Annotated in this window: 22 protein-coding genes; 11 read left to right on the forward strand and 11 right to left on the reverse strand. The window is 73.4% G+C overall.

Annotated elements, in window-relative coordinates:
- The 6 genes from fliE to E4P41_RS02700 all read left to right on the forward strand — a co-directional run bounded on the left by fliE (position 1) and on the right by E4P41_RS02700 (position 6,405).
- Positions 1–330, forward strand: a complete 330-nt coding sequence (gene fliE / locus E4P41_RS02675; protein ID WP_135139329.1) for a flagellar hook-basal body complex protein FliE — start codon at positions 1–3, stop codon at positions 328–330.
- Positions 330–1,931: a flagellar basal-body MS-ring/collar protein FliF gene (gene fliF, locus E4P41_RS02680; RefSeq protein WP_135139330.1), complete on the forward strand. Its 1,602-nt coding sequence runs from the start codon at positions 330–332 to the stop codon at positions 1,929–1,931. Before fliE ends, fliF begins: the two co-directional genes overlap by 1 nt.
- A complete protein-coding gene (fliG, locus tag E4P41_RS02685; RefSeq protein ID WP_209307496.1) occupies positions 1,928–3,013 on the forward strand; it encodes a flagellar motor switch protein FliG in 1,086 nt (361 codons plus the stop codon). Before fliF ends, fliG begins: the two co-directional genes overlap by 4 nt.
- Positions 3,014–3,095: 82 nt before the next feature.
- Positions 3,096–3,860 (forward strand): FliH/SctL family protein, encoded by a 765-nt coding sequence (locus tag E4P41_RS02690; protein ID WP_245177062.1) that lies wholly within the window; start codon positions 3,096–3,098, stop codon positions 3,858–3,860.
- Complete coding sequence (locus E4P41_RS02695; protein WP_135139331.1) at positions 3,857–5,164, forward strand: FliI/YscN family ATPase; 1,308 nt, start codon at positions 3,857–3,859, stop codon at positions 5,162–5,164. Before E4P41_RS02690 ends, E4P41_RS02695 begins: the two co-directional genes overlap by 4 nt.
- Positions 5,161–6,405, forward strand: coding sequence for an SbcC/MukB-like Walker B domain-containing protein (locus tag E4P41_RS02700; protein WP_245177063.1), 1,245 nt, complete (start codon positions 5,161–5,163; stop codon positions 6,403–6,405). Before E4P41_RS02695 ends, E4P41_RS02700 begins: the two co-directional genes overlap by 4 nt.
- A gap of 70 nt (positions 6,406–6,475) precedes the next feature.
- On the opposite strand, the gene E4P41_RS02705 is transcribed toward E4P41_RS02700, so the two are convergent.
- From E4P41_RS02705 to E4P41_RS02715, 3 genes are all read right to left on the reverse strand, one after another.
- Positions 6,476–7,558 (reverse strand): glycosyltransferase family 2 protein, encoded by a 1,083-nt coding sequence (locus tag E4P41_RS02705; protein WP_135139332.1) that lies wholly within the window; start codon positions 7,556–7,558, stop codon positions 6,476–6,478.
- Positions 7,559–7,808: 250 nt separating this feature from the next.
- Positions 7,809–8,801 carry a lysylphosphatidylglycerol synthase domain-containing protein gene (locus E4P41_RS02710; RefSeq protein WP_209307497.1) on the reverse strand — a complete coding sequence of 331 codons (993 nt, stop codon included), beginning with the start codon at positions 8,799–8,801 and terminating at the stop codon, positions 7,809–7,811.
- Between the two features lie 117 nt (positions 8,802–8,918).
- Positions 8,919–9,620 (reverse strand): acyl-ACP--UDP-N- acetylglucosamine O-acyltransferase, encoded by a 702-nt coding sequence (locus tag E4P41_RS02715; protein WP_135139333.1) that lies wholly within the window; start codon positions 9,618–9,620, stop codon positions 8,919–8,921.
- Between the two features lie 194 nt (positions 9,621–9,814).
- Here E4P41_RS02715 and E4P41_RS02720 point away from each other — a divergent pair, with 194 nt between their 5' ends.
- Both E4P41_RS02720 and E4P41_RS02725 read left to right on the forward strand, forming a co-directional pair.
- Complete coding sequence (locus E4P41_RS02720; protein WP_135139334.1) at positions 9,815–10,906, forward strand: DegT/DnrJ/EryC1/StrS family aminotransferase; 1,092 nt, start codon at positions 9,815–9,817, stop codon at positions 10,904–10,906.
- A 2-nt stretch (positions 10,907–10,908) separates the two neighbouring features.
- Positions 10,909–11,874 (forward strand): Gfo/Idh/MocA family oxidoreductase, encoded by a 966-nt coding sequence (locus E4P41_RS02725; RefSeq protein ID WP_135139335.1) that lies wholly within the window; start codon positions 10,909–10,911, stop codon positions 11,872–11,874.
- Positions 11,875–11,972: 98 nt separating this feature from the next.
- Here the strand turns inward: E4P41_RS02725 and E4P41_RS23540 are convergent, their stop codons facing one another.
- The 4 genes from E4P41_RS23540 to E4P41_RS02750 all read right to left on the reverse strand — a co-directional run bounded on the left by E4P41_RS23540 (position 11,973) and on the right by E4P41_RS02750 (position 15,551).
- On the reverse strand, positions 11,973–12,440 hold the full coding sequence (locus E4P41_RS23540; protein WP_135139336.1) for an acyltransferase: 468 nt from the start codon (positions 12,438–12,440) through the stop codon (positions 11,973–11,975).
- Positions 12,441–12,445: 5 nt separating this feature from the next.
- Positions 12,446–13,381 (reverse strand): NAD-dependent epimerase/dehydratase family protein, encoded by a 936-nt coding sequence (locus E4P41_RS02735; protein ID WP_135139337.1) that lies wholly within the window; start codon positions 13,379–13,381, stop codon positions 12,446–12,448.
- 33 nt (positions 13,382–13,414) lie between these two features.
- Complete coding sequence (locus tag E4P41_RS02740) at positions 13,415–14,563, reverse strand: DegT/DnrJ/EryC1/StrS family aminotransferase (protein ID WP_135139338.1); 1,149 nt, start codon at positions 14,561–14,563, stop codon at positions 13,415–13,417.
- Between the two features lie 469 nt (positions 14,564–15,032).
- A complete protein-coding gene (locus E4P41_RS02750) occupies positions 15,033–15,551 on the reverse strand; it encodes a GtrA family protein (protein WP_135139339.1) in 519 nt (172 codons plus the stop codon).
- A gap of 93 nt (positions 15,552–15,644) precedes the next feature.
- On the opposite strand from E4P41_RS02750, the gene E4P41_RS02755 reads away from it, so the two are divergent.
- Genes E4P41_RS02755 through E4P41_RS02765 form a run of 3 tightly spaced genes read left to right on the forward strand, consistent with a single transcriptional unit; the run spans position 15,645 to position 18,556 of the window.
- Positions 15,645–16,850 (forward strand): 5-(carboxyamino)imidazole ribonucleotide synthase, encoded by a 1,206-nt coding sequence (locus E4P41_RS02755; RefSeq protein ID WP_135139340.1) that lies wholly within the window; start codon positions 15,645–15,647, stop codon positions 16,848–16,850.
- A 22-nt stretch (positions 16,851–16,872) separates the two neighbouring features.
- A complete protein-coding gene (gene purE / locus E4P41_RS02760; protein ID WP_209307498.1) occupies positions 16,873–17,373 on the forward strand; it encodes a 5-(carboxyamino)imidazole ribonucleotide mutase in 501 nt (166 codons plus the stop codon).
- Between the two features lie 25 nt (positions 17,374–17,398).
- Complete coding sequence (locus tag E4P41_RS02765; RefSeq protein WP_135139341.1) at positions 17,399–18,556, forward strand: acyl-CoA dehydrogenase family protein; 1,158 nt, start codon at positions 17,399–17,401, stop codon at positions 18,554–18,556.
- 74 nt (positions 18,557–18,630) lie between these two features.
- On the opposite strand, the gene E4P41_RS02770 is transcribed toward E4P41_RS02765, so the two are convergent.
- The 4 genes from E4P41_RS02770 to E4P41_RS02785 form a co-directional block, all read right to left on the reverse strand.
- Entirely contained in the window at positions 18,631–19,452 is an 822-nt protein-coding gene (locus tag E4P41_RS02770) for a DUF1028 domain-containing protein (protein WP_135139342.1), read from the reverse strand.
- A gap of 126 nt (positions 19,453–19,578) precedes the next feature.
- Positions 19,579–20,247, reverse strand: coding sequence for a CoA transferase subunit B (locus E4P41_RS02775; RefSeq protein WP_135139343.1), 669 nt, complete (start codon positions 20,245–20,247; stop codon positions 19,579–19,581).
- Between the two features lies 1 nt (position 20,248).
- The gene (locus tag E4P41_RS02780) at positions 20,249–21,055 is read right to left on the reverse strand and encodes a CoA transferase subunit A (protein ID WP_135139344.1); all 807 of its coding nucleotides are present in this window, start codon (positions 21,053–21,055) and stop codon (positions 20,249–20,251) included.
- Positions 21,056–21,097: 42 nt separating this feature from the next.
- Complete coding sequence (locus tag E4P41_RS02785; protein ID WP_135139345.1) at positions 21,098–21,883, reverse strand: TIGR03089 family protein; 786 nt, start codon at positions 21,881–21,883, stop codon at positions 21,098–21,100.
- Between the last annotated feature and the right edge of the window lie 7 nt (positions 21,884–21,890).

Consider the following 21,890-nt stretch of genomic DNA (forward strand, 5'->3'; position numbering starts at 1 on the left):
ATGACCTCGCCCATCGGCGGCATCTCGTTCCCGTCCGCGATCCCCGCGGTCGGCGGGCTCTCGGGGACGACCGGCGCCGACGCCGCCGCCCCGGCGACCGCGGCCGGCGACGGGGGCTTCGCCGCCGTCCTCGCGTCGTCGGTCGACCGGCTGCAGTCGGTGCAGTCGACGTCCGACGCCCTCGCGGTCCAGGCCGCCACCGGCGACCTGCGCGACGTGCACGACTACATGATCGCGGCCAACGAGGCGAAGCTCGCCACCGAGATGGTCGTGACCCTCAAGAACAAGGCCGTCGAGGCCTTCAACGAGATCATGAGGATGCCGGTCTGATGCCTGCCGCCCTCGCCGGGCCGCTGGAGCGCATCCGCTCCGCGCTGTCCACGATCAGCCTGGGTCAGCGGGTCGTCATCGGCCTCCTGACCGTGGGGCTGGTCCTCGGCGGGTTCTTCTTCTACCGGTGGATCACCGCCCCCACCTACGCCCCGCTGTTCTCCAACCTGGCCTCCACCGACGCGTCGGCGATCGTCGAGGAGCTGGGCGCCGCCGGCGTCGCCTACGAGCTCGCCGACGGCGGCGCGACGATCATGGTGCCCAACGAGCAGGTCTACGACCTGCGGCTGTCGATGAGCGGCAAGGGCCTGCCCGCAGGCAACGACACCGGGTACGCGCTGCTCGACGAGCAGGGGATCACCACCAGCGAGTTCCAGCAGCAGGTCTCCTACCAGCGCGCCCTGCAGGACGAGCTGGCCAAGACCCTGGAGTCGCTGGAGGGCGTGCGCACCGCGGTGGTGCACGTGGCCCTGCCCGAGGACGAGGTCTTCGTGTCCGACGAGCAGGAGCCCACCGCCTCGGTACTGCTCGACCTGGCGCCGGGCACGTCGCTGGGCAGCGGCCAGGTGCAGGCGGTCACCAACCTGGTCTCCTCGAGCATCGAGGGCATGGACCCCGAGCAGGTCACCGTCGCCGACTCCTCCGGTGCGGTGCTCTCCGCCCCCGGCCAGGGCGTGACCGCCGCCGCCGGCGACGCCCGGTCGCAGATGGAGCAGGACTACGAGGCCCGGCTCGCGGCCAACGCCCAGGCCGTCCTCGACCCGATCCTCGGCCCCGGCCGGGCCCGGGTCTCGGTGCGCGCCGACCTGGACCTCGACCAGCGGAACACCACCTCGGAGACCCACGTCTACGAGGAGGGCACCCCGCCCATCTCGGAGAGCACGACGACCGAGGAGTACACCGGCAACGGCGCCGCCGTCGGCGGCGTCCTCGGGCCGGAGAACCAGCCCGACGCCGCGGGCGGGGCCGGGGAGTCCTCCTACAACAAGGAGTCCACGACCTCGAACAATGCCGTCGGCACGGTCGTCGAGACCGTCGAGGCCGCGCCAGGCACGATCAACCGGCTCACCGTCTCCGTCGTCATGGACGAGGCCGTCGCCGGCAACCTCAACCAGGCGCAGATCCAGGACCTCGTCGGCAACGCCGTCGGCCTCGACGTCGCGCGCGGTGACGACATCACCGTCGCCTCGATGGCGTTCGACACCACCGCCGCCGACCGGGCGGCCGAGGAGCTGGCCGCGGCCGCGGAGGCCGAGCGCCAGGCCCAGCTGTGGTCGATGGTCAAGACCGGTGGCATCGCCCTCGGCATCGCCCTGCTCGTCCTCGTCGTCTGGCTGCGCTCCCGGCGCCGGGAGTACGGCGAGGAGGACGACTACGAGCCGCTGGAGCTCACCGACGACGTGCTGGCCGAGCTCGACCGCATCCGCATCGAGAGCACGCGGGCGGTGCCGGTCGCCGACAACGCCGCGCTGGAGCTCGAGGCCGCCGAGCGGGCCCGGGTCCGTGGGGAGATCGCCGCCATGGTCAGCGAGAAGCCCGACGAGGTCGCCGCCATGCTGCGCGGCTGGTTGAGCGAGAGCGGGACCGGAGGCAAGGCATGACGCTGGCGTCCGTCGAGCAGATGGTCGGGATGGTCCCGGCTCCCCAGCAGACCGCCGTCCTGCCGGCGGTGCGGCAGCCAGCGGCGATGCCGGGCCTGCGCAAGGCGGCCGTGTTCATCGCGCAGCTGTCCAAGGAGGAGGCCGGCGCGCTGCTGGCCAAGATGCGCCCGCGCGAGGTCGAGCTGGTGACCCGCGAGCTGATGAAGCTCGGGACGGTCGAGCCCGACGACGTCGACGGCGTCCTCGAGGAGTTCCACCACCTCATGACCGCCCAGCGGTTCGTCGGGCGGGGCGGCGTGGAGTTCGCCCGCGAGATCCTCGCGGCGGGTCTCGGCGAGGACAAGGCCGACGGCATCCTGTCCCGGCTCAACGTCGTCTACACCGAGGTGCCTTTCGCCTCGCTGCGCAACGCCGACGTCCGCCAGCTGGTGACCTTCCTCAAGGACGAGCACCCGCAGGTCATCGCACTGGTGCTGGCGCACCTGACCGCCGCGCAGTCGGCCGAGGTGCTCTCCGGCTTCGCGCCCGAGCAGCAGGCCGCGGTCGCGCACCGCATCGCGACCATGGACCGCACCTCCCCGGAGATGGTCCGCCTCGTCGAGGAGGAGCTCGGCCGCCGCATGGGCTCGCTACTGGCCCACCAGGACATGAGCACCGTCGGCGGCGTCGAGACCCTCGTCGAGATCATCAACCGCTCGCCGCGGCCGACCGAGCGCTCGATCCTCGAGTGGCTCGACAGCACCGACCCCGAGCTCGCCGAGCAGGTCCGCGCGCAGATGTTCGTCTTCGAGGACATCGTCACCATCGACGACCGCTCGCTGCAGCTGGTGCTGCGCGAGGTCGAGGCCAACGACCTGGCGACCGCGCTCAAGGGCGTGCGCCCCGACGTCCGGGACAAGGTCGTCCGGAACCTGTCGGAGCGTGCGGCCGAGAACCTCGCCGAGGAGATCGAGCTGCTCGGCCCGGTGCGCACCCGGACCGTCGAGGAGGCCCAGGCCAAGGTCGTCGGCGTCATCCGCACCCTGGAGGAGCAGGGCGTGCTGACCATCTCGCGGGGCGGTGAGGACGATTTCGTCGCCTGAAAGAGGACCCCTTGAAGGACCCCGCCCTCCCCACCCCTCGCAAGCTCGGGGCGGGTCCCTGGACGGGGCCGGCGAAGGCTCGGTGACGAGCGCCCGCACCGGTCGTGCACCGCGGGAGTCCGCGCTGCTGCGCGGCGGCACCGCCGCGCAGGCCGCGCCGCGCGCCCCGTACACACGGGCGGTCCCGGTGCCGGCGCAGCCGACCGGCGAGCGGCGGACGACGGTGCGCCGCGCGGCCGACGTGCCGGTGCCGAACGGTCGCCCCTCCTTCCGCCTCGGCGACGTCTACGCCGAGGAGCTGGCCCGGCTGCGCGAGCACGCCCGCCAGGAGGGCTACGCCGTCGGCCACGCCGAGGGTGTCCAGGCCGCCGGCGCCGTCGTCGCCGAGGCCGAGCGGGCCGCCGAGGCGCGCCTGGCCGAGGTGCAGGCCCGCTGGGAGCGGCGGCTGGTCTCGGCCACCGCGGCGCTGGGCGCGGCCGTGACCCGGCTGGAGGAGGCCGCCCTCCCGGTCGCCGAGGACGTCCGCGACTCGGTCGTCACGATCGTGCTGACCCTCGTCGAGGACCTGCTCTGCCGCGAGCTCGCCCTCGCCGACTCGCCCGTGATGGACGCCGTCCGCCGGGCGCTGACCCTGTGCCCGGCCGACGCGCCCACCGTCGTCCGGCTGCACCCCGACGACCTCGCCGAGATCCCGGCCGAGGCGCTGGCCGAGCTGCCCGACACGGTGCGGGTCGTCGGCGACCTCTCCGTCGAGCGCGCCGGCGCGGTCGCCGAGACCGGCTCCTGCCGCGTCGACGCGCAGCTGGGCGCCGCGCTCGAGCGGGTCCGGGCGGTGCTGGCCCCGTGACCACGGGGCTGCTCGACCGCGCCCGCGCGGCGGCCCGCCCGCAGGTCACCGGCTCGGTCGTCGGCGCGATGGGCCTGACCCTCTCCGTCGAGGGGGTTCCGGCCGCCGTCGGCGACCTGGTGGAGATCAACCCGTCACCGCGCGGTGGCCTGCTCGCCGAGGTCGTCGCCGTCGCCCGCGAGCGGCTCACCTGCATGCCGCTCGGCGAGCTCTCCGGCGTGCACGCCGGCGCGCGGGTGCGGGCCACCGGCATGCCGCTGCAGGTGCCGGTGGGCGAGGCGCTGCTCGGCCGGGTGCTCGACGGCCTGGGCCGGCCGGTGGACGGCGGCCCGCCGCTGGACCCGTCGCTGGAGTTCGTCGACCTGGCCAGCGAGACGCCGCACGCGCTGTCGCGCACCCGCGTCGAGGAGCCGCTGACCTTCGGCGTCCGGGCCCTGGACACCCTCGTCCCCTGCGGCAAGGGCCAGCGGCTGGGCATCTTCGCCGGCTCCGGCGTGGGGAAGTCGACGTTGCTGGCCCAGATCACCCGCGGCACCGACGCCGACGTCCGGGTCATCGGGCTGATCGGCGAGCGGGGCCGCGAGGTGCGCGAGTTCCTCGAGGAGAACCTCGGCGCGGAGGGGATGGCGCGCACGGTCGTCGTCGTCGCCACCTCCGACGAGCCCCCGCTGGTGCGGCTCAAGGCGGCGTTCGTCGCCACCCGCATCGCCGAGGGGTTCCGCGACCAGGGCCGCGACGTGCTGCTGATGATGGACTCGATCACCCGCACGGCGATGGCCCAGCGCGAGGTCGGCCTGTCGGCCGGCGAGCCGCCGGCCACCCGCGGGTACCCGCCGAGCGTCTTCGCGATGATGCCGAAGCTGCTGGAGAAGGCCGGGACGGCGTCGGTCGGCTCGATCACCGGGCTCTACACCGTGCTGGTGGACGGCGACGACCACAACGAGCCGATCGCCGACACCGCCCGCTCCATCCTCGACGGGCACGTGGTGCTCACCCGCAAGCTGGCCACCGCCGGCCACTTCCCCGCGATCGACGTACTGGAGTCGATCTCCCGGGTGGCCACCGCGGTCGTCCCGCCGCCGCAGATGGCCGACGCCCGCGAGGTGCGCCGGCTCCTGGGCGCGCTGCGCGACGTCAAGGAGCTCATCGAGATCGGCGCCTACCAGGCGGGCACCGACCCGCTGGTCGACCGGGCCCGACAGCTCGCGCCGGCGATCGAGTCGTTCCTGCAGCAGCCCACCGGCGAGCTGACCCCGGCCGGCGAGTCGTGGGCGTGGCTCAACCGCATCGTCAGGTCGGCGTGAGACGGCCCGCCTTCCGGCTGCAGCCGGTTCTCGAGCTGCGCCGCACCGAGGAGCGGGCCGCCGCGCTGGCCGCCGCCGAGGCCGCCCGCCGAGAGCTGGCCGCGCGCGAGGCGGGCCGGGATGCGGCAGCCGTCGCGCTCGCCGCCGACCGGGAGGAGCTGCAGCGGCGCACCGCCGAGCGGGACGGCCGCCAGGAGACCCTGGCCGAGCTCACCGCCCGGCTCGACGCCGCCCGCGGGAACGACGCCGACCTGCCGGCGCGGGTGCGGCGGCTGACCGAGGCCGCGGAGCGCTGCGAGGCCGTGGTCGCGGCCGTGGCCGAGGAGCTGCGCGACCGGGCCGCCGCCGAGACCGCACGCGAGACAGCGGGAGCGCGCGCCGCCGCAGCCACGTTCGCCGACCTCCTCGACGCCGCGGACGCTCTGCTGGACGCGGGCGAGCTGACGGCTCTCGAGCGACGGCTCCGGGAGCACGACGACGCCCGCTCGGTCGTCGCCGGCACCCTCGCCGACCCCGAGCTGACCGACCTGCCCGAGCGGCCCGACGTCCCCGCCCTCCAGGAGCGTTGCGCGGAGCTGACCGCCCGCCGGGAGGAGGCCGTCGCCGCACTCGACCAGGCCCGCCGCTGCACAGGAGCCCTCGACGTGCTGGCCGGCGAGGTCGTCTCCGCCGAGGTGGAGCTCGCCGAGCGCCACGCCCGGGCCGGTCGGGTCTCCGCCCTGGCCGACCTGGTCAACGGCCGCGGCGGCAACACGCTGCGGATGCGGCTGCAGTCCTTCGTGCTCGCCGCCCGCCTCGAGCAGGTCGCCGAGGTCGCCAGCCGGCAGCTGCAGGAGATGTCCGACGGCCGCTACACGTTCCTGCACAGCGACGCGCAGGCCCGGCACGGCGCCCGCGGCGGCCTGGGCCTGGACGTCTTCGACGAGTACACGGGCACCCGGCGTCCCACCAAGACCCTCTCCGGCGGGGAGAGCTTCATGGCGTCGCTGGCCCTCGCCCTCGGGCTCGCCGACGTCGTCACCGCCGAGGCCGGCGGCGTCCAGATGGACACGCTCTTCGTCGACGAGGGGTTCGGCACGCTCGACGCGCGGGCCCTCGACGCGGTGATGAACGTGCTCGACGAGCTGCGCCGCGGCGGCCGGACGGTCGGTGTCATCAGTCACCTCGAGGAGCTGCGCACCCGCATCCCCACCCGGCTGGAGGTCGTCGCCGGCCGGCACGGGTCGCGCGTGGCCGGCTGAGCCGCAGACGCCGGACGGCCCCGGCCAGGCTCGGCCCGAGCCGTCCGTCAGGGCGCCCAGCCGATGGTGGTCAACCGCGCGTGGCCTCGGCCGTCATCCGGGCCGTCGTGGCGACGTCGACGCGGCCGTTCCACGCGACCGTGGCGTCCCTGTCCACCCGCGGCCGGTGGGCGACCACGTCGTGCACCGAGCGCAGCACGTAGATCGGCCGGCGGCGGGCGTCGTCGCCGGCTCGCCACACGTACTCGCCCATCACGCTCAGGAAACCGAGGTTGAGGCCTCCGACCATCAAGGCCAGGGAGCCGACGAGCCAGAACCCAGCCCCCGCGACGGGTGTGACCGCGACGACGACTCCCACGATCAGCATCACCGTGGCGAGCACGCAGAGTGCGGCACCCAGGTACCCCGCGACCCGAGCCGGTGTCTGGCTGAACTCGACGAACGAGTCGACCACGAGCTTGATCTTCTTGGCGTTCGTCCACTTGCTCCGCCCGGCCGGCCGGGGCAGCTGTTCGAAGCCCACCGTGGTCTGGTCGAAGCCGGACCACGCCACCAGACCGAAGACGTTGCGGTTGGCCTCGGGCATGGCGTTCACCACGTCCAGCACCGCGCGGGACACCAGGACGATCGACGGACCCTCGGCGGGATAGGTCGGGATGGTCGACCAACGGTGGAACCAGCGGCTGAAGGCGCGGGAGAGCGCGTTGCCCAGCCCCGTGGGCACCGATCGGGTGGCCCGGACCCCCCAGACGACGTCGTTCCCGGCCTCCCAGGCGGCGAGGAAGCGGCCGATGACCTCCAGGGGCTCCTGCAGATCGGCCGAGAGCGTCATCGCGCACGCGCCCCGGGCGGCCCGGAAGCCGGCGGTGATCGCGGCGTGCGACCCGAAGTTGCGCGACAGGGTGATGATTCGGGCGTCCACGGGACCGCCGTCGAGCGCCGCGCGCAGCAACTCCGGTGTCCCGTCGACGGAGCCGTCGTCCACGACCACGAGCTCGAACCGATGCCCCGGGTTGGCCAGGTCGATGGCCTGGGCGAGCTCCACCAGGCCGGCGACGTTCTCGGCCTCGTTGAAGGCGGGGACCACGAGACTGACCAGCGGGCCGGTACCCGGCGCGGCGGCCGGACCCGTGAGGGGCGCGTTGTCGGTCATGGGCGTCACTTTCGTGTGCGGTTCGGCTCAGCCGGCACGGCTGGTGGTTCCGGCTCCGACCCGGTGAGCAGCCCGGAGCTCGTCGTGCATGTCGTCCGCGCCGACCGGTGCCCGCGAGGGGCGGGACCACCCCGGCCGCGGCCATGGTGGACCCGGTCGGACGGAACCGGCGACACCGACGCGCGGGAAGGCGAGCGGGAACACGCCGGCGGTCCGGCCCGGAGCCACTCCACCCGGGGTGCCGAGGGGCTCACAGCGTCGGCTGGGGCACACCCGGTGGTGACACAGCGCGGACACCGCGAGCCGACCACGCCGCCGTCCCGGCGGCCAGCACGTCGGCGACGGTGAGGATCAGCCGGGAGGCGAGGGCGACGCCGAGCGCGGTGCCCACGCCACCGAACGGCGACAGCGATGCCACGAGCACGGCCTCCCGGACGCCGAGTCCGGACGGCGAGGCCACGGCGAGCAGGCCCGCGGTCATGGCCAGCGCGAAGGACCCGATCGCGTTGGTCAGGCTGGGGCTGAGGTCGCTGCCTGCACCGATGCCGAGGAGGTAGAAGTGGACGCCGAACAGGGTCCAGGCCAGCGCCGACCAGCCCAGGACCCGGAGGAGCCCGCGGAGCCGCAGGCGGTGGCCGAGACCCGCTCGGCCGAGGATGCGGAGGAACAGGTCGACCAGTCGGCTGAGCACCGGCGGGATGGCGCAGACGAGGGCGATGGGGACGAGCACGGCGACGCCCCAGACCGCGGCACCCCCGACCTCCACGAGCGTGGGGACGCCGAGAAGGCCCAGGACCAGGGCCGCGGTGGTGGACAGGCCCACCAGGACCAGCGAGGCGGCGAAGGAGCGGGCCCGCGGGATGCCGGCGCGCAGGGACAGCTCCATCTGCAGCACGAAAGCCCAGACGCTGCCCGGCAGGTACTTGCCGAGCTGGCCGACGAGGTAGATCTGTCCGGCCTCGACGGTCGCGACCTCGTGGTCCAGTTCCCGGAGCACGGCCTGCCACGCCTTGACGTTCGCCGCGATGGCCCCGAGCGCCGCGGCGAACGAGGCGGCGATCGTCCAGCCGTTCAGCGACAGCAGCGTGTCCCGGACGTCCGGCCACAGGCGGATGACCGCGTAGACGATCGATGCCGCGATGGCGATCGCGAGGGCGGCGCGGACGGTCTTCAGCAGCAGCGCCCGGTGAGACCGGGACGGTGCTTCCGCCGCTTGCGGGGGGACGGCAGTGTCGATAGCCACGAGTTCTCTCCTCCGGGGCAGGGCCCGCGTAGGGGGAGCAGACCAGCGCCGTTCACCGAGGCTAACAGCGGAATTCGCGCCCGACACCGTTGGTCGCAATCGGTAGTCACAGCACCCTCACGAGGCGCTTGCGTGCCTCCGCCACCACTCGAGCGCGGGTTCCAGGGGAGGCGACGCGGGCCAGTCGGTCGCGATGTCGGCGCCGGAGCCGTAGAGCTCGGCCAGCCGCCCGATGTCGGCGTCGTCCATGCCCTGGCGGCTCATCCCCACGGAGTTGACGCCCTGCAGCCGCGCCGGGTTGCCGAAGGCCTTGGCGTAGGGAGGGATGTCACGGGTCACCACGGAACCCATGCCCAACATCACCCCGGGGCCGATCACGCGTCGCTGGTGCACCGTGGCGCCCAGCCCCAAGTTGGCCCGGTCTCCGACCGTCACGTGGCCGCCGAGGGTGACCGTGGAGGCCATGGTCACGCCGTCCCCGACGTTCCCGTCGTGACCGACGTACACCTTGTTCATCACGAAGCAGTCGGACCCGATACGGGTCGTGCTCGCCGACCCCGAGTGCACGGTCGTGTACTCCCGCAGCGTGGTGCGGCTGCCGACCTCGACGCCGCACCCGACGAGCTCGCCGTCCCAGGCCGCACCGTGGTCGTGCCCGCGGATCTCGGGGGGTGACCCGAGGACGACGTGCGGGCCGATCCAGTTGTCGTCGCCGATGCGGCACGGGCCCACGAGCACGGCGTAGGGCCCGACGACGTTGCCCGTGCCGAGCTCCACCTCGGGCCCCACGACCGCGGTGTGGTGGATCCGGTTCGGCATGCCTGGGCTCCTTCGTGCCGGGTCGCGGACCGGCTTCCGTCGGCCCCTCGGCGAGAGGTGACGCAGGGCATCGGCGGCCCTGCTGCGGTGGGAGGGGCGAGTGTGACGGTTGAGTCCGTATCACGCGGGGTGTGATGGGACCGCGGTTACCGTAACGGGGTCAGTCCTACACGCACCGAACGGAAGCAGCTGTCGTGATCCCCATCAGTGTGGTCGACGTCCGTGAAGCAGAGCCCCTCGTCCTCGAGGTCATCCGGTCCGGCGTCATCGCCCAGGGGCCGATGGTCAAGCGCCTCGAGGACGCCTTCGCGGAGGTCGTCGGCGTTCGGCACGCCGTGGCCGTCAACAACGGGACGACGGCCCTCGTGGCCGCGCTGCAGGTCCTCGACCTCCAACCCGGTGACGAGGTGGTCACCTCTCCCTTCACCTTCGTGGCGACGCTCAACGCGATCCTCGAGGCCGGTGCTACCGCCCGCTTCGCCGACATCCGCCAGAGCGACTTCGCCGTCGACCCGGCCGCCGTGGCCGAGCGCGTGGGGGACCGCGCGAAGGTGCTCATGCCGGTCCACCTCTACGGGCAGACCGCCGACATGGGTCCGCTCATGGACATCGCGCGCGACCGCGGCCTTCACGTCGTCGAGGACTCGGCGCAGGCGCACGGCGCCACCTACGAAGGCAGGGGGGCGGGCGCGTTCGGCATCGGCTGTTTCTCCTTCTATGCCACCAAGAACCTCACCACCGGTGAGGGCGGGATGATCACGACGGACGACGACGCGGTCGCCGACCGGTTGCGGGTGCTGCGCAACCAGGGCATGCGGCAGCGCTACCAGTACGAGATGGCGGGCCACAACTACCGGATGACCGACCTCCAGGCCGCCGTCGGCATCCCCCAGATCGGGCGGATGGACGAGATCGTCGAGCAGCGGAAGAAGAACGCGGCTCGCCTGACGGCCGGCCTCGGCGGCATCGCGGGCGTCATCACGCCCGGCGAACTGCCCGGCCGCTCGCACGTCTGGCACCAGTACACCGTCCTGCTCGACGAGTCCATCGACCGGGACCGCGTGGTCGCCGACCTCGCTGAGGCCGGGATCGGTGCCGGCATCTACTACCCGCGCGCCGTCTTCGACTACGACTGCTACCGCGACGACCCCCGCGTGGTGATCGAGGACGTGCCCGTGGCGGCGTCGGTGGCCCGACGCTGTCTGTCCCTGCCGGTGCACCAGCACCTGACCGAAGAGCACCTCGACACGATCGTCGAGTCCGTCCGCCGAGTGCTGGGAGCCTGACCGTGGCCCGTCCGTCGATCGCCGTCGTGGGAACCGGGTCCATGGGCTCCCTCCACGCCCGGGTCCTGCACAACTCCGGCCGCGCCGACCTCGCCGTCGTGGTCGAACCGCGCCAGGAGGTCGGCCGCACCGTCGCCGACCGCTTCGGTGCTGCCTGGGCCCCCGACCTCGACGGCCTCTCCGGCATCGACGCGGTCATCATCGCGGCGGCCACCCACGCCCACCACGGCCTGGCCCTGCAGGTCATCGACGCCGGCCTCCCCCTGCTGGTGGAGAAACCGGTCGCCGACGACCTGGCCAAGAGCCAGGAGATCGTGGACGCGTCGGAGAAGGCCGACCTTCCGCTGATGTGCGGCCTGCTGGAGCGCTACAACAGCGCGGTGGTCACCGCTGCGCAGCTGACCCGCGAGCCGGTGCACGTCAGTGCCGTCCGGCACTCGCCGTACGCGCCCCGGATCAAGACCGGCGTCGCGTGGGACCTGCTCGTCCACGACGTCGACATCGCCCTGCGGCTGATCGGGGACGAGCCGACGGCCGTCGATGCCACGCTCGGCTACTTCCACCCCGCTTCGGTGCCGGGCGCCGAGGACATGGCCGAGAGCCTGCTGTCCTTCGCCGGCGGTCGGATGGCGTCGGTGTCGGCCTCCCGGATCGGGCAGCAGAAGATCCGCAGCCTGCGCATCACCGAGGTGGACCGGGCGATCGAGGTCGACCTGCTCCGCCAGAGCGTGACCATCTACCGACACGTCGACGCCGAGGCGGCAACCGAGGACGGGCCGGGCTACCGGCAGCAGACCGTCATCGAGATCCCGACGCTGGTGCAGATGGGTGAGCCGCTGGCCGCCCAGCTCGACCGCTTCGTCGACCTGGTGGAGGGCCGGGTGGACGCCGCGCAGGAGCGGGCGTCGATCATGCCGGCCCACCGCGTCGTCGGCGCGGTGGTGGCCTCGGCGCCCGTCCTGGTCTGACCCCTCCCGGGCCGCCGCAGCGGGCGACCGGCCCGACGGACGACGGAGCGGGGGCACCGATCCGGTGCCCCCGCCCCGTCGTCGGTTTCTGGACCGACCTACGACGAGGCCTGTTCCAGCGGCCGGAACGTCACCTCGCCGGCCTCGATGTGCACCGTGGCGATCGGTCGTGCCGGGACCCCGCCGACCACGGTGTGCGGCGGGACGTCCTTGCTGACGACCGCGCCGGCGCCCACGACGCTGTGGTCGCCGATCCGCACGCCCATGTTGACGACGGCCCCGGCGCCGATGAAGACGCAGTTCCCGATGTGTACCGGGGCGCGCTCCACGGTCGGGAACGCCCGGCCGGACACGCAGCGGCGCACCGAGGAGTGCGTGTAGATCTGCGCGCCGGTGGAGATGTCGCAGCCCCGGCCGATGGTGAGCCCACCCGACCCGTCGATCGTCGTGAAGGCACCGATCCAGGTCCCCTCGCCGATCGTCGGCTCCCCGACGACCCAGGCGTGCGGGTTGTAGGGGTTGGGGGGGAGCGCCGCGCTGTCGTGCGGGACGTCAGGACGGGTCACGGCGGTCAGGCGATCTCGGTCTCGACCAGTTCCTTCATGCCCGTCGCCAGGTCGATGGTCGGCTCCCAGCCGAGCACCTCTCGCGCCCGGGTGATGTCCGCCGCCCGGCGGGAGACGAGGACGTCGCGGGGGTTGAACTGCGGCTCGACGTTGACGCCCACCGCGGCGATCAGCGTGCGGGCCAGTTCGGCGACGCTGGTGTCGATGCCGGTGCCGACGTTGACGGCTAGGTTCGCCTGTGCCGGGTCGACGTCCAGGGACATGACGACCGAGCGGGCGATGTCGTGCACGTGCACGAAGTCCATCGACTGCTCGCCCTTGCCGTCGATGACGGGCGGCTCACCGGCCCGCAGCCGCTTCACGAAGTGGTTGATGACGGAGGTGTAGTAGGCGGTCGGCTTCTGGCCGGGGCCGTACACGTTGAAGAACCGCAGCCCGATCCAGCTGAGCGACGAGCGGCGGGCGTAGTAGTCGAGCAGGTGCTCGCCGGCCAGCTTCGCGACGCAGTACGGGGTGAGCGGGTTGACCGGGCCGTCCTCCTTCATGGGGAGGCTCTCCGGGTCGCCGTAGACGGAGGCGCTGGAGGCGAAGACGACGCGGCGGACGCCGTGGTCGGCGGCGGCGGCGAAGACGTTGTTGGCGCCGACCATGTTGATGTCGACGCTCTCGTACGGGTCGGCCTGGCTCTTGTTGATCGACACCGCGGCGAGGTGGATGACGTCCTCGCAGCCCTTCATGGCCGCGTGGACGGCGCCGCCGTAGCGGACGTCCTGGTCGACGAACTCGACGTCGCCGGTGGCGACCCACTCGGCGACCCTGGCGCGGTCGCCACGGAACATGTTGTCGAAGAGCCGGATCTTGTGCCCGCGCTCGAGCAGCAGGGGGACGACGTGGGAGCCGATGAACCCGGCCCCACCCGTGACGAAGACGGTCGACGGCATGGCGGTACTCCTCGTGTTCTGCGGTGAGTGGGGTCAGCGAGCGGCGGGGACGACCTCGCGGACGGCCGCTGCCACCCGCTCGACCTGCGCCTCGGTGAGGTTGGCGTGCATGGGGATGGCCAGGTGTCGACGGAACAGGTCCGCGGAGACCGGGCAGGGTGCCGTCGCGCCGTAGACCGGCTGCAGGTGCGAGGCGTAGGTGCCGAAGTTGCACTGGATGCCGCGGCTGCGCAGCTCGGTGGCGACCCGGCCGCGGTCGACGCTCGGGTCGAGGGTCAACGCGTAGGTCTGCCAGGAGTGCGTGCGGTCCGGCGCGGTGTGGGGCAGCGTGACCAGGTCGAAGTCGCCCAGCAGCCGCTGGTAGGACTCCGCGACGACCTGGCGGGCCTTGAGCAACTCGGGCTGCCGCTCCAGCTGGGCCAGCATGATCGCCGCGGCGATGTCCGAGAGCTTGTAGTTGTACCCGATCTCGTCGAACTGGGGGACCGGGAGCCCGGTCGTCCCGGCACGCGACAGCGCACTCTCGATGCCGAAGTTGTGCGTCTTCCGCGCCTGGGTGGCGATCTCCTCGCGGTCGGTGGTGAGCGCACCGCCCTCGCCGGCGGTGATGCCCTTCCGGCCGTGGAAGGAGAAGCACGCGGCGTCGCCGAAGCTGCCCGCGGGGCGGCCCTGGTAGGTGGCGCCGGAGGAGCAGGCGGCGTCCTCGACCAGCCACAGGCCTCGCTTGGCGGCGATGGCCTCGAGCTCGGCGTAGTCCGCCGGCTGCCCCAGGGTGTCCACGGCGATGATTCCCACGGTCCGCTCGCTGACGGCCGCCTCCACCGCCTGCGGGTCCACCGTCCAGGTGTCGGGGCGGACGTCGGCGAAGACCGGCCTGCCCCCGCCGTAGACGACCGAGTGCCCGGTGGCCGGGAAGGTGTAGTCCGCGACGACCACCTCGTCGCCCGGGCGGAGGCCCAGGGCCGACGTCGCCAGGTGCAGCGCCGCGGTGCAGTTGTTCACCGGGAGCACGTGCCGCGTGCCGGTGGAACGGGCGAAGGCCTCTTCGAAGCGCTTCCCGGTCGGCCCCTGGCCGGCGAGCCAGCCGGAGCGGAACACCTCCTCGATCGCGCGCAGTTCGGGCTCACCGAACGTCGGCTGCCCGAGGGCGATGACGTCGACGGGGGCGGATGGGGTCGACATGGGGCTCCTGTCGTGCGGAATCCGGGCCGGTGGAGGTCACGGCCCGGGTCCCGAGAGTACGTGTCCAGGGAGTCGTGGCCTGGCTCTCGCGGGGTTGCGGTCGTCTCCTGTGACGGAAGGGTCACCCGCGCCGGAGGAGTTCAGCGGCTCCGGGTGAGTACGTGTGTCCGGCTCGCGGGACGTCGCCCGCGACGCGGGGAACGGCCGGGGTGTGATACCCCCCGTTGCCCGGTGTGACGGGGAGGGCGGCAGGGGTCCGTCCGGGCGTGCCCGGACGGACCCCTCCTCCTCGCCGAGCCCTCCCGGAGATCCGTTGTCCCCGTTGCCGAGCCCGTCGACGAACCGCCCGACCGCGCAGGTCCGACGTGCGCCTCGGTCTCTGCGTTGCGCACGGGAGCAGCACCGGTCAGGCGCCGAGCAGGAGAGGATCAGGTGACCGGTGCGCCGGCCGGTCGTGGAGCACGACCTGTCACGGTCGGCCGACGGAGGACTCCGGTGCCAGGGACGGCAGGCCCGCGACCCGGGCAGTCGGGACGGCCGGCGTCTCCACCGTGACGAACACCCAGCGCCGGTAGGACAGGAAGCGGATCGCGGTGCCGAGGACGATCGAGGCCACGTTGGCCACCTGCAGCACGAGAGCGCTCTCCTGGTCGAGACCATGCCGCACGAACGCGACCACGGTCAGGCCCTGCAGCAGGGTGACGCCGTTGACCAGCGCGAAGAGCAGGTACTCCCGGCGCAGGCCGGTCCGGGCTCGGTGGGAGAACGACCAGTGGCGGTGCCCGACGTAGGCCAGCGTCATCGACACGAGCGTCGAGATCAGCTTGGCCGTCACGGCTCCCACGCCGACCTGCGCGTAGAGCAGCTGGAAGACGCCGAGGTCGACGACGAAGCACACGGCCCCGACGACGCCGAACGCGCCCAGTTCCTTGAGCAGCAGCCGCCAGGTGGTGCCCGCCCGGCGGGCCACGCTGTCGAGGAACGGCATGTCTGCCGACTCTACGGCCCGAGGCCGCGGTCAGGGGCCTCGGCGAGCAGGGTCGGAGGTCTCGGTCCGCTGCCTCGCTAGGCTCGACGCACCATGGCGCCCAGACCAGACCCGCGCACCGGACTCCCCGTCGTGGCCATGGTCGGCGGCGGCCAGCTGGCCCGGATGACCCACCAGGCCGCCATCGCGCTCGGCCAGTCGCTGCGGGTGCTCTCCACCGGCCCCGACGAGTCCGCGGCCCTCGTCGCCGCCGACGTCCGCCTCGGCGACCACCGGGACCTGGACGCCCTCCTCGGCCTCGCCGACGGCGCCACCGTGGTCACCTTCGACCACGAGCACGTGCCCACCGAGCACCTGTGCAGCCTGGCGGCGGCCGGGCACCGGGTCGCGCCCGGCCCGGACGCGCTGGTGCACGCCCAGGACAAGCTGGTCCTGCGCCGGGCGCTGGCCGAGGCCGGGGAGCCGCAGCCGGCGTGGGCCGAGGTCGCCTCCGTCGACGAGGTCGCCGCGTTCGGCGCCCGGCACGGCTGGCCGGTGGTCCTGAAAACGCCGCGCGGCGGCTACGACGGCAGGGGCGTCTTCGTGGTGGACGACGCCGCCGCGGCCGCCGAGCTGCTCGAGCGGCACGGCACCCTCCTGGCCGAGGAGCGGGTGCGCCTGCTGCGGGAGCTGGCCGCCGTCGTCGCCCGCTCGCCGTTCGGGCAGGTCGCCGTCTGGCCGGTGGTCGAGACCGTCCAACGCGACGGCATCAACACCGAGGTACTGGCGCCGGCGCCCGGGCTCGACGAGGCCGCCGCGACCGCCGCCCAGGAGCTCGCGGTGCGGGTCGCCGAGCGGATCGGCGTCGTCGGGGTGCTCGCGGTCGAGCTGTTCGAGACCCCGGACGGCGTCCTGGTCAACGAGCTGGCGATGCGGCCGCACAACTCCGGGCACTGGACCATCGAGGGCTCTCGGACCAGCCAGTTCGAGCAGCACCTGCGCGCCGTCCTCGACTACCCGCTGGGCGCGACGGCGATGACCGCGCCGGTGGTGGTGATGGCCAACGTCCTCGGCGGGCGCACGGCCGAGGAGGGCTGGACCGGGCCGGGGCTGGACGAGCGGGTGCACCACCTCATGGCGCACTGGCCCGACGTGAAGCTGCACTGGTACGGCAAGGGTCAGCGCCCCGGCCGCAAGCTCGGCCACGTGACGGCCCTGGGCGCCGACCTCGACGAGGTGCGCGCCCGGGCGGTGGCCGCGGCGCGCTACCTCGCCGACGGCGAGATCGACCCGGCGTTCCACTTCCCGTCCGAACACTGAGCACCGAGCACCGAGGAGCCCCGTGGACCCGATCGTCGGCATCGTCATGGGCAGCGACTCCGACTGGCCGATGATGGAGCCCGCCGCGCAGGCGCTGACCGAGTTCGGCGTCCCGTACGAGGCGCACGTCGTCTCCGCGCACCGCACACCGCGCCGGATGCTCGAGTACGCGGAGTCCGCCGCCGGACGCGGCCTGCGGGTGGTCATCGCCGGCGCCGGAGGAGCGGCACACCTGCCCGGGATGGTCGCCGCGGCCACGCCGCTGCCGGTCATCGGCGTCCCGCGGCCGCTGGACCGCCTCGACGGGCTGGACAGCCTGCTGTCGATCGTGCAGATGCCGGCCGGCGTGCCGGTGGCGACGGTCGCCATCGGCGGGGGGCGCAACGCCGGGCTGCTCGCCGTGCGCATCCTGGCCGCCGCCGATCCGGACCTGCGGGCCGCCGTCGAACGCTTCCAGGCCGACCTCGCCGACTCGGTGCTCGCTCGCGACACGGCGTTGCAGGAGCGGCTCGCTTCCTCCTGATACGAGGGCGTCCTACGATTTACCGGTGGGTAACAACGCTGTGGGGCTGTACGCCCTGACCGAGGAGCACGAGGCGATCCGCGACGCGGTCCGTGACATCGCCGAGCGGGAGATCGCGCCGCACGCCGCCGAGGTGGACGCCGAGTCGCGGTACCCCGTCGAGGCGCAGAAGGCGCTGACCGCGGCCGGCTTCCACGCCACCCACATCCCCGAGGCATACGGCGGCGAGGGTGCCGACGCGATCGCGACGTGCATCGTCATCGAGGAGGTCGCCCGGGTCGACGTCAGCGCCTCGCTGATCCCGGCGGTCAACAAGCTCGGCTCGATGCCGGTGATCCTGTCGGCGTCGCACGACCTCAAGCAACAGGTGCTGCGTCCCATCGCCGCCGGCGACGCGATGATCAGCTACGGCCTGTCCGAGCGGGAGGCCGGCTCCGACGCCGCCGCGATGAAGACCCGCGCCCGCAGGGACGGCGACAGCTGGGTCCTCAACGGCACCAAGGCCTGGATCACCAACTCGGGGGTCTCCGCGTGGTACACGGTCATGGCCGTCACCGATCCGGGGAAGGGCGCCAACGGCATCTCCGCCTTCGCCGTCCACCGGGACGACCCGGGCTTCGCCGTCGGCCCCAAGGAGCGCAAGATGGGGATCAAGGGCTCGCCCACCTGCGAGCTCTACTTCACCGACTGCACGATCCCGGCCGACCGGATCATCGGTGAGCCCGGCACCGGCTTCAAGACCGCGCTGCGGACCCTCGACTTCACCCGGCCGACCATCGGCGCGCAGGCCGTGGGCATCGCCCAAGGCGCGCTCGACGCGTCCGTGGCCTACGTCAAGGACCGCACACAATTCGGCCGGTCGATCTCCGAGTTCCAGGGCGTGCAGTTCATGCTCGCCGACATGGACATGAGGATCGAGGCGGCCCGTCACCTCGTCTACGTCGCCGCGGCCGCCGGTGAGCAGGGCCGCCCGGACGTCACCCGGGTCTCGGCCTCGGCCAAGGCGTTCGCCTCCGACGTCGCCATGCAGGTCACCACCGACGCCGTCCAGCTGTTCGGTGGCGCCGGCTACACCCAGGACTTCCCGGTCGAGCGGATGATGCGCGACGCCAAGATCACCCAGATCTACGAGGGCACCAACCAGGTCCAGCGCATGGTGATCGCCCGCAGCCTGCTGCGCTGATGAAGGACCCCGTCCTCCTCACCACTCGCAGGCTCGCGGCGAGCCTCTGGACGGGGCCACTTCGGGACGGGGCCTCAGTCCAGCAGGCGGGACACTCCGGCCAGCCGGGCGTCGCCGGCCATCGCGGTCAGCCACGCCGACCAGCCGGGCCGGGCGCGCATCGCCTCCAGGGCGCCGCGCGCCGCGGCCCGGTCGCCGCGCTGCGAGGCGGCCAGTGCGGCGTAGAGGTCGCGGGCGCCCTCGGGGGCGAACAGCGCCAGGGTCTCGTAGTCCCGCTCGTCGTAGGCCCGCTGCAGGTTGCGCAGCATCCGCAGCTGGGCCACCGGATCGCCGGAGTCGTCGACCCGCAGGTCCATGCGCACGCCGTCGTCCTCCTCGCTGGCCGGTGTCCCGCTGACCACCAGCAGCGCCGCGGACTGGCGGCCTCGCACGTCTCCACCGGCGTCCTGGCCGGCGGTCAGCGCGGCCAGCAGCCGGTCGGGCAGGTTGCCGCGGGCGGCGGTGAACGCCTGCGCCATCGCCGGCAGCACCTCCGGCGAGGCGAGCATGTTGCCCTGCACGCTCATGTGCTCGCCGAGCAGGTGGCCGCTGACCGGGAACGAGCCGCGCCCGGTGTCGGCGGCCACCCGGCCGCACGCGTCGAGGACGGCGATCTGCCGGTCGACGTCCTCGGCCGCGTGCGCCGCCGCCCGCACCAGGTCGGTCGGGTCGGCGCCCTCGGCGAGCCCGGCCAGCAGCGACTGGCCGAGCCCGCGCCGGCTGCGGGCCTGGACCGCGACCACGCCGACGCCCGGCCGGGCGCTGGGCACCGCCCGGCCGACGGCGAGGATGCACGAGGAGACCGCGATCCCCAGCTCGCCGGTCGCCAGGTCCCGGGCGACGACGGAGAAGGTCACGGAGCCTCCTCGCTGGCCCTCGTCGGCCCCGTGCTATGAGGTGCCGTGTCCCTGTGTGACCTCGCGAGCTCGGTCACACGGCCTCCTCGCCGGCGCGCGCCGGATCCGGCGGGACGACGGAGCGACTCACACGGTCGCCGGCAGCGGCATCTCCCGCACGTCGTCGGCGACGGTCAGCGGGGCGCCGGTCTTCTCGACCACCTCGTCGACGGGCACGCCCGGGGCGGTCTCGCGGAGGGTGAAGCCGTCACCGGTGACGTCGACGACGGCGAGGTCGGTGACGACGCGGTCGACGCACGCCTTGCCGGTCAGCGGCAGGGTGCACTCCTGAACCAGCTTCGGGGACCCGTCGCGGGCCACGTGCTCCATCATGATGATCACCCGGCGGGCGCCGTGGACGAGGTCCATCGCGCCACCCATGCCGTTGACCATCTTGCCGGGGATGAGCCAGTTGGCGAGGTCCCCGCGCGGGTTGACCTGCATCGCGCCGAGGACGGCGAGGTCGAGGTGGCGGCCGCGGATCATGCCGAACGAGAGCGAGGAGTCGAAGAAGGACGCGCCGGGCAGGATCGTGACGGTCTCCTTGCCGGCGTTGATCAGGTCCGGGTCCTCCTCGCCCTCGTAGGGGTAGGGGCCCACCCCGAGGACGCCGTTCTCCGAGTGCAGCACCACGTGCACTCCGTCGGGCACGAAGTTCGGCACCAGGGTCGGCATGCCGATGCCCAGGTTGACGTACGCGCCGTCGGTGAGCTCGAGCGCGACGCGGGCGGCGAGCTGGTCGCGGTTCAGGGCCATGTCAGTTGACTCCCTCGACGGTGGCCTCCTCGCCGGCGGCCGCGAGCGGCGCCGCCGACGGGCGGGGACGGGTGGTGCGCTTCTCGATCCGCTTGCCCTCGGGTCCGACGACGACCACCCGGTCGACGAAGACCCCGGGCAGGTGCACGTCCTCGGGCCGGATACCGCCCGGCTCGACCAGCTCCTCGACCTCGGCGATGGTGACCCGCCCGGCCATCCCGGCCAGCGGATTGAAGTTGCGCGCCGACTCGTGGAAGACCAGGTTGCCGTGCCGGTCGCCGACCGCGGCCCGGACCAGGCCGAAGTCGGCGCTCAGCGCGGTCTCGAGCACGTACTGCCGACCGTCGAACTCGCGGATCTCCTTGGGCGCGGAGGTCTCGACGACGTTGCCCTCGGCGCCGTAGCGGACCGGGATGCCGCCGTCGGCGACCATCGTGCCCACCCCGGTCGGGGTGTAGAAGGCGGGGATGCCGGTGCCACCGGCGCGCAGCCGCTCGGCCAGCGTGCCCTGGGGGGTCAGCTCGACCGACAGCTCCCCGGACAGGTACAGCCGGGCCAGCTCCTTGTTGCCGCCGACGAAGGAGCTGATCGTCCGGGTGATCCGCCCGGCGTAGAGGAGCACGCCGAGGGCCTGGTCGTCCACACCGCAGTTGTTGCTGATCGTCGTCAGACCGGACGCGCCCTGCTCCAGCAGCGCATCGATCAGCGCGACCGGAACACCGCACAACCCGAAACCGCCGACCGCGAGCATCGCGCCGTCCGGGATGTCGGCCACCGCCTCAGCGGCGCTGCCCACCACCTTGTCCATGCAGGAACCCCACCGTCCGTCCGGGCGGCTGGGGCACCTGCGTCAGGCAGGGCGGCCCAGCTCGCGGATGCCGTCGATCGTCCGGCCGAGCGTAGCGGTGACCCGCTCGGCGGACGCACGCCCCGGCAGCAGCGACGGGTCGGGGGAGCGGACCAGCACGATCGACGCGCCGGCGGCCAGCGGGGCCAGCAGCCACGCCACCGGGCCCGCCTCGGCGGCGGTGCGGTCGTCGACCAGCACCCGGTCGCCGGCGACCAGGCCCAGCCGCCCGGCCAGCTCCCGCGCGGTCTCCACCAGGCCCCCGAGGGTCAGCTCCAGCCCGCCCAGCAGCAGTCCGGGGGCGGCCGGGTCGGGCTGTTGCCACGGAGCGAAGACGTCGCCGTGCGCGCGCACCTCGAGGGCGAAGTCGCGGGCCGGGCCGGCGTACCCGGTCATGCCCATCCCGAGCGGGTGCAGGGAGAGGCCGAGCAGCTCGGGGAGGTCCTGCTCCTCGAGGGGGGCGAGCCGGTCCTGCGCGGCCAGGACGACGTCGGCGTCGCCGAGCCGGCCGTCGTCCTCGGCCGCGGTGTCGAGGACGGCGGCTCCGCAGCTCCACACCGCCAGCAGGACGGCCGCGGTCTGCCAGTGCACGGGCAGCGCGACGGCGACGGTGCTGCCGCCGGTGACGTCGAACTCGTCCTGGAGCAGGTTGGCCGTCTTGGCCACCCAGTTGGCCAGGGTGGTCGCCGACAGCTCGACCCGCTCACCGCTGACGTCGTCGTAGGAGGTCACCAGCGGGGCGGCGGCGTCCCGGCGCAGGGCGCCGGCGAGCAGGTCGGCGGGCGTCATTCCCGCA

Origin of the sequence: Geodermatophilus sp. DF01-2 (genome assembly GCF_004571065.1) — a bacterium.
Lineage (GTDB): Bacteria > Actinomycetota > Actinomycetes > Mycobacteriales > Geodermatophilaceae > Geodermatophilus.

Excerpts from the sequence above, each read along its gene's own strand:
- fliE (WP_135139329.1), top strand. The coding sequence starts at position 1 with ATGACCTCGCCCATCGGCGGCATCTCGTTCCCGTCCGCGATCCCCGCG.
- fliF (WP_135139330.1), top strand. The coding sequence starts at position 330 with ATGCCTGCCGCCCTCGCCGGGCCGCTGGAGCGCATCCGCTCCGCGCTG.
- fliG (WP_209307496.1), top strand. The coding sequence starts at position 1,928 with ATGACGCTGGCGTCCGTCGAGCAGATGGTCGGGATGGTCCCGGCTCCC.
- E4P41_RS02705 (WP_135139332.1), bottom strand. The coding sequence starts at position 7,558 with ATGACCGACAACGCGCCCCTCACGGGTCCGGCCGCCGCGCCGGGTACC.
- E4P41_RS02715 (WP_135139333.1), bottom strand. The coding sequence starts at position 9,620 with ATGCCGAACCGGATCCACCACACCGCGGTCGTGGGGCCCGAGGTGGAG.
- E4P41_RS02735 (WP_135139337.1), bottom strand. The coding sequence starts at position 13,381 with ATGCCGTCGACCGTCTTCGTCACGGGTGGGGCCGGGTTCATCGGCTCC.
- E4P41_RS02740 (WP_135139338.1), bottom strand. The coding sequence starts at position 14,563 with ATGTCGACCCCATCCGCCCCCGTCGACGTCATCGCCCTCGGGCAGCCG.
- E4P41_RS02750 (WP_135139339.1), bottom strand. The coding sequence starts at position 15,551 with ATGCCGTTCCTCGACAGCGTGGCCCGCCGGGCGGGCACCACCTGGCGG.
- E4P41_RS02755 (WP_135139340.1), top strand. The coding sequence starts at position 15,645 with ATGGCGCCCAGACCAGACCCGCGCACCGGACTCCCCGTCGTGGCCATG.
- E4P41_RS02775 (WP_135139343.1), bottom strand. The coding sequence starts at position 20,247 with ATGGCCCTGAACCGCGACCAGCTCGCCGCCCGCGTCGCGCTCGAGCTC.
- E4P41_RS02780 (WP_135139344.1), bottom strand. The coding sequence starts at position 21,055 with ATGGACAAGGTGGTGGGCAGCGCCGCTGAGGCGGTGGCCGACATCCCG.
- E4P41_RS02785 (WP_135139345.1), bottom strand. The coding sequence starts at position 21,883 with ATGACGCCCGCCGACCTGCTCGCCGGCGCCCTGCGCCGGGACGCCGCC.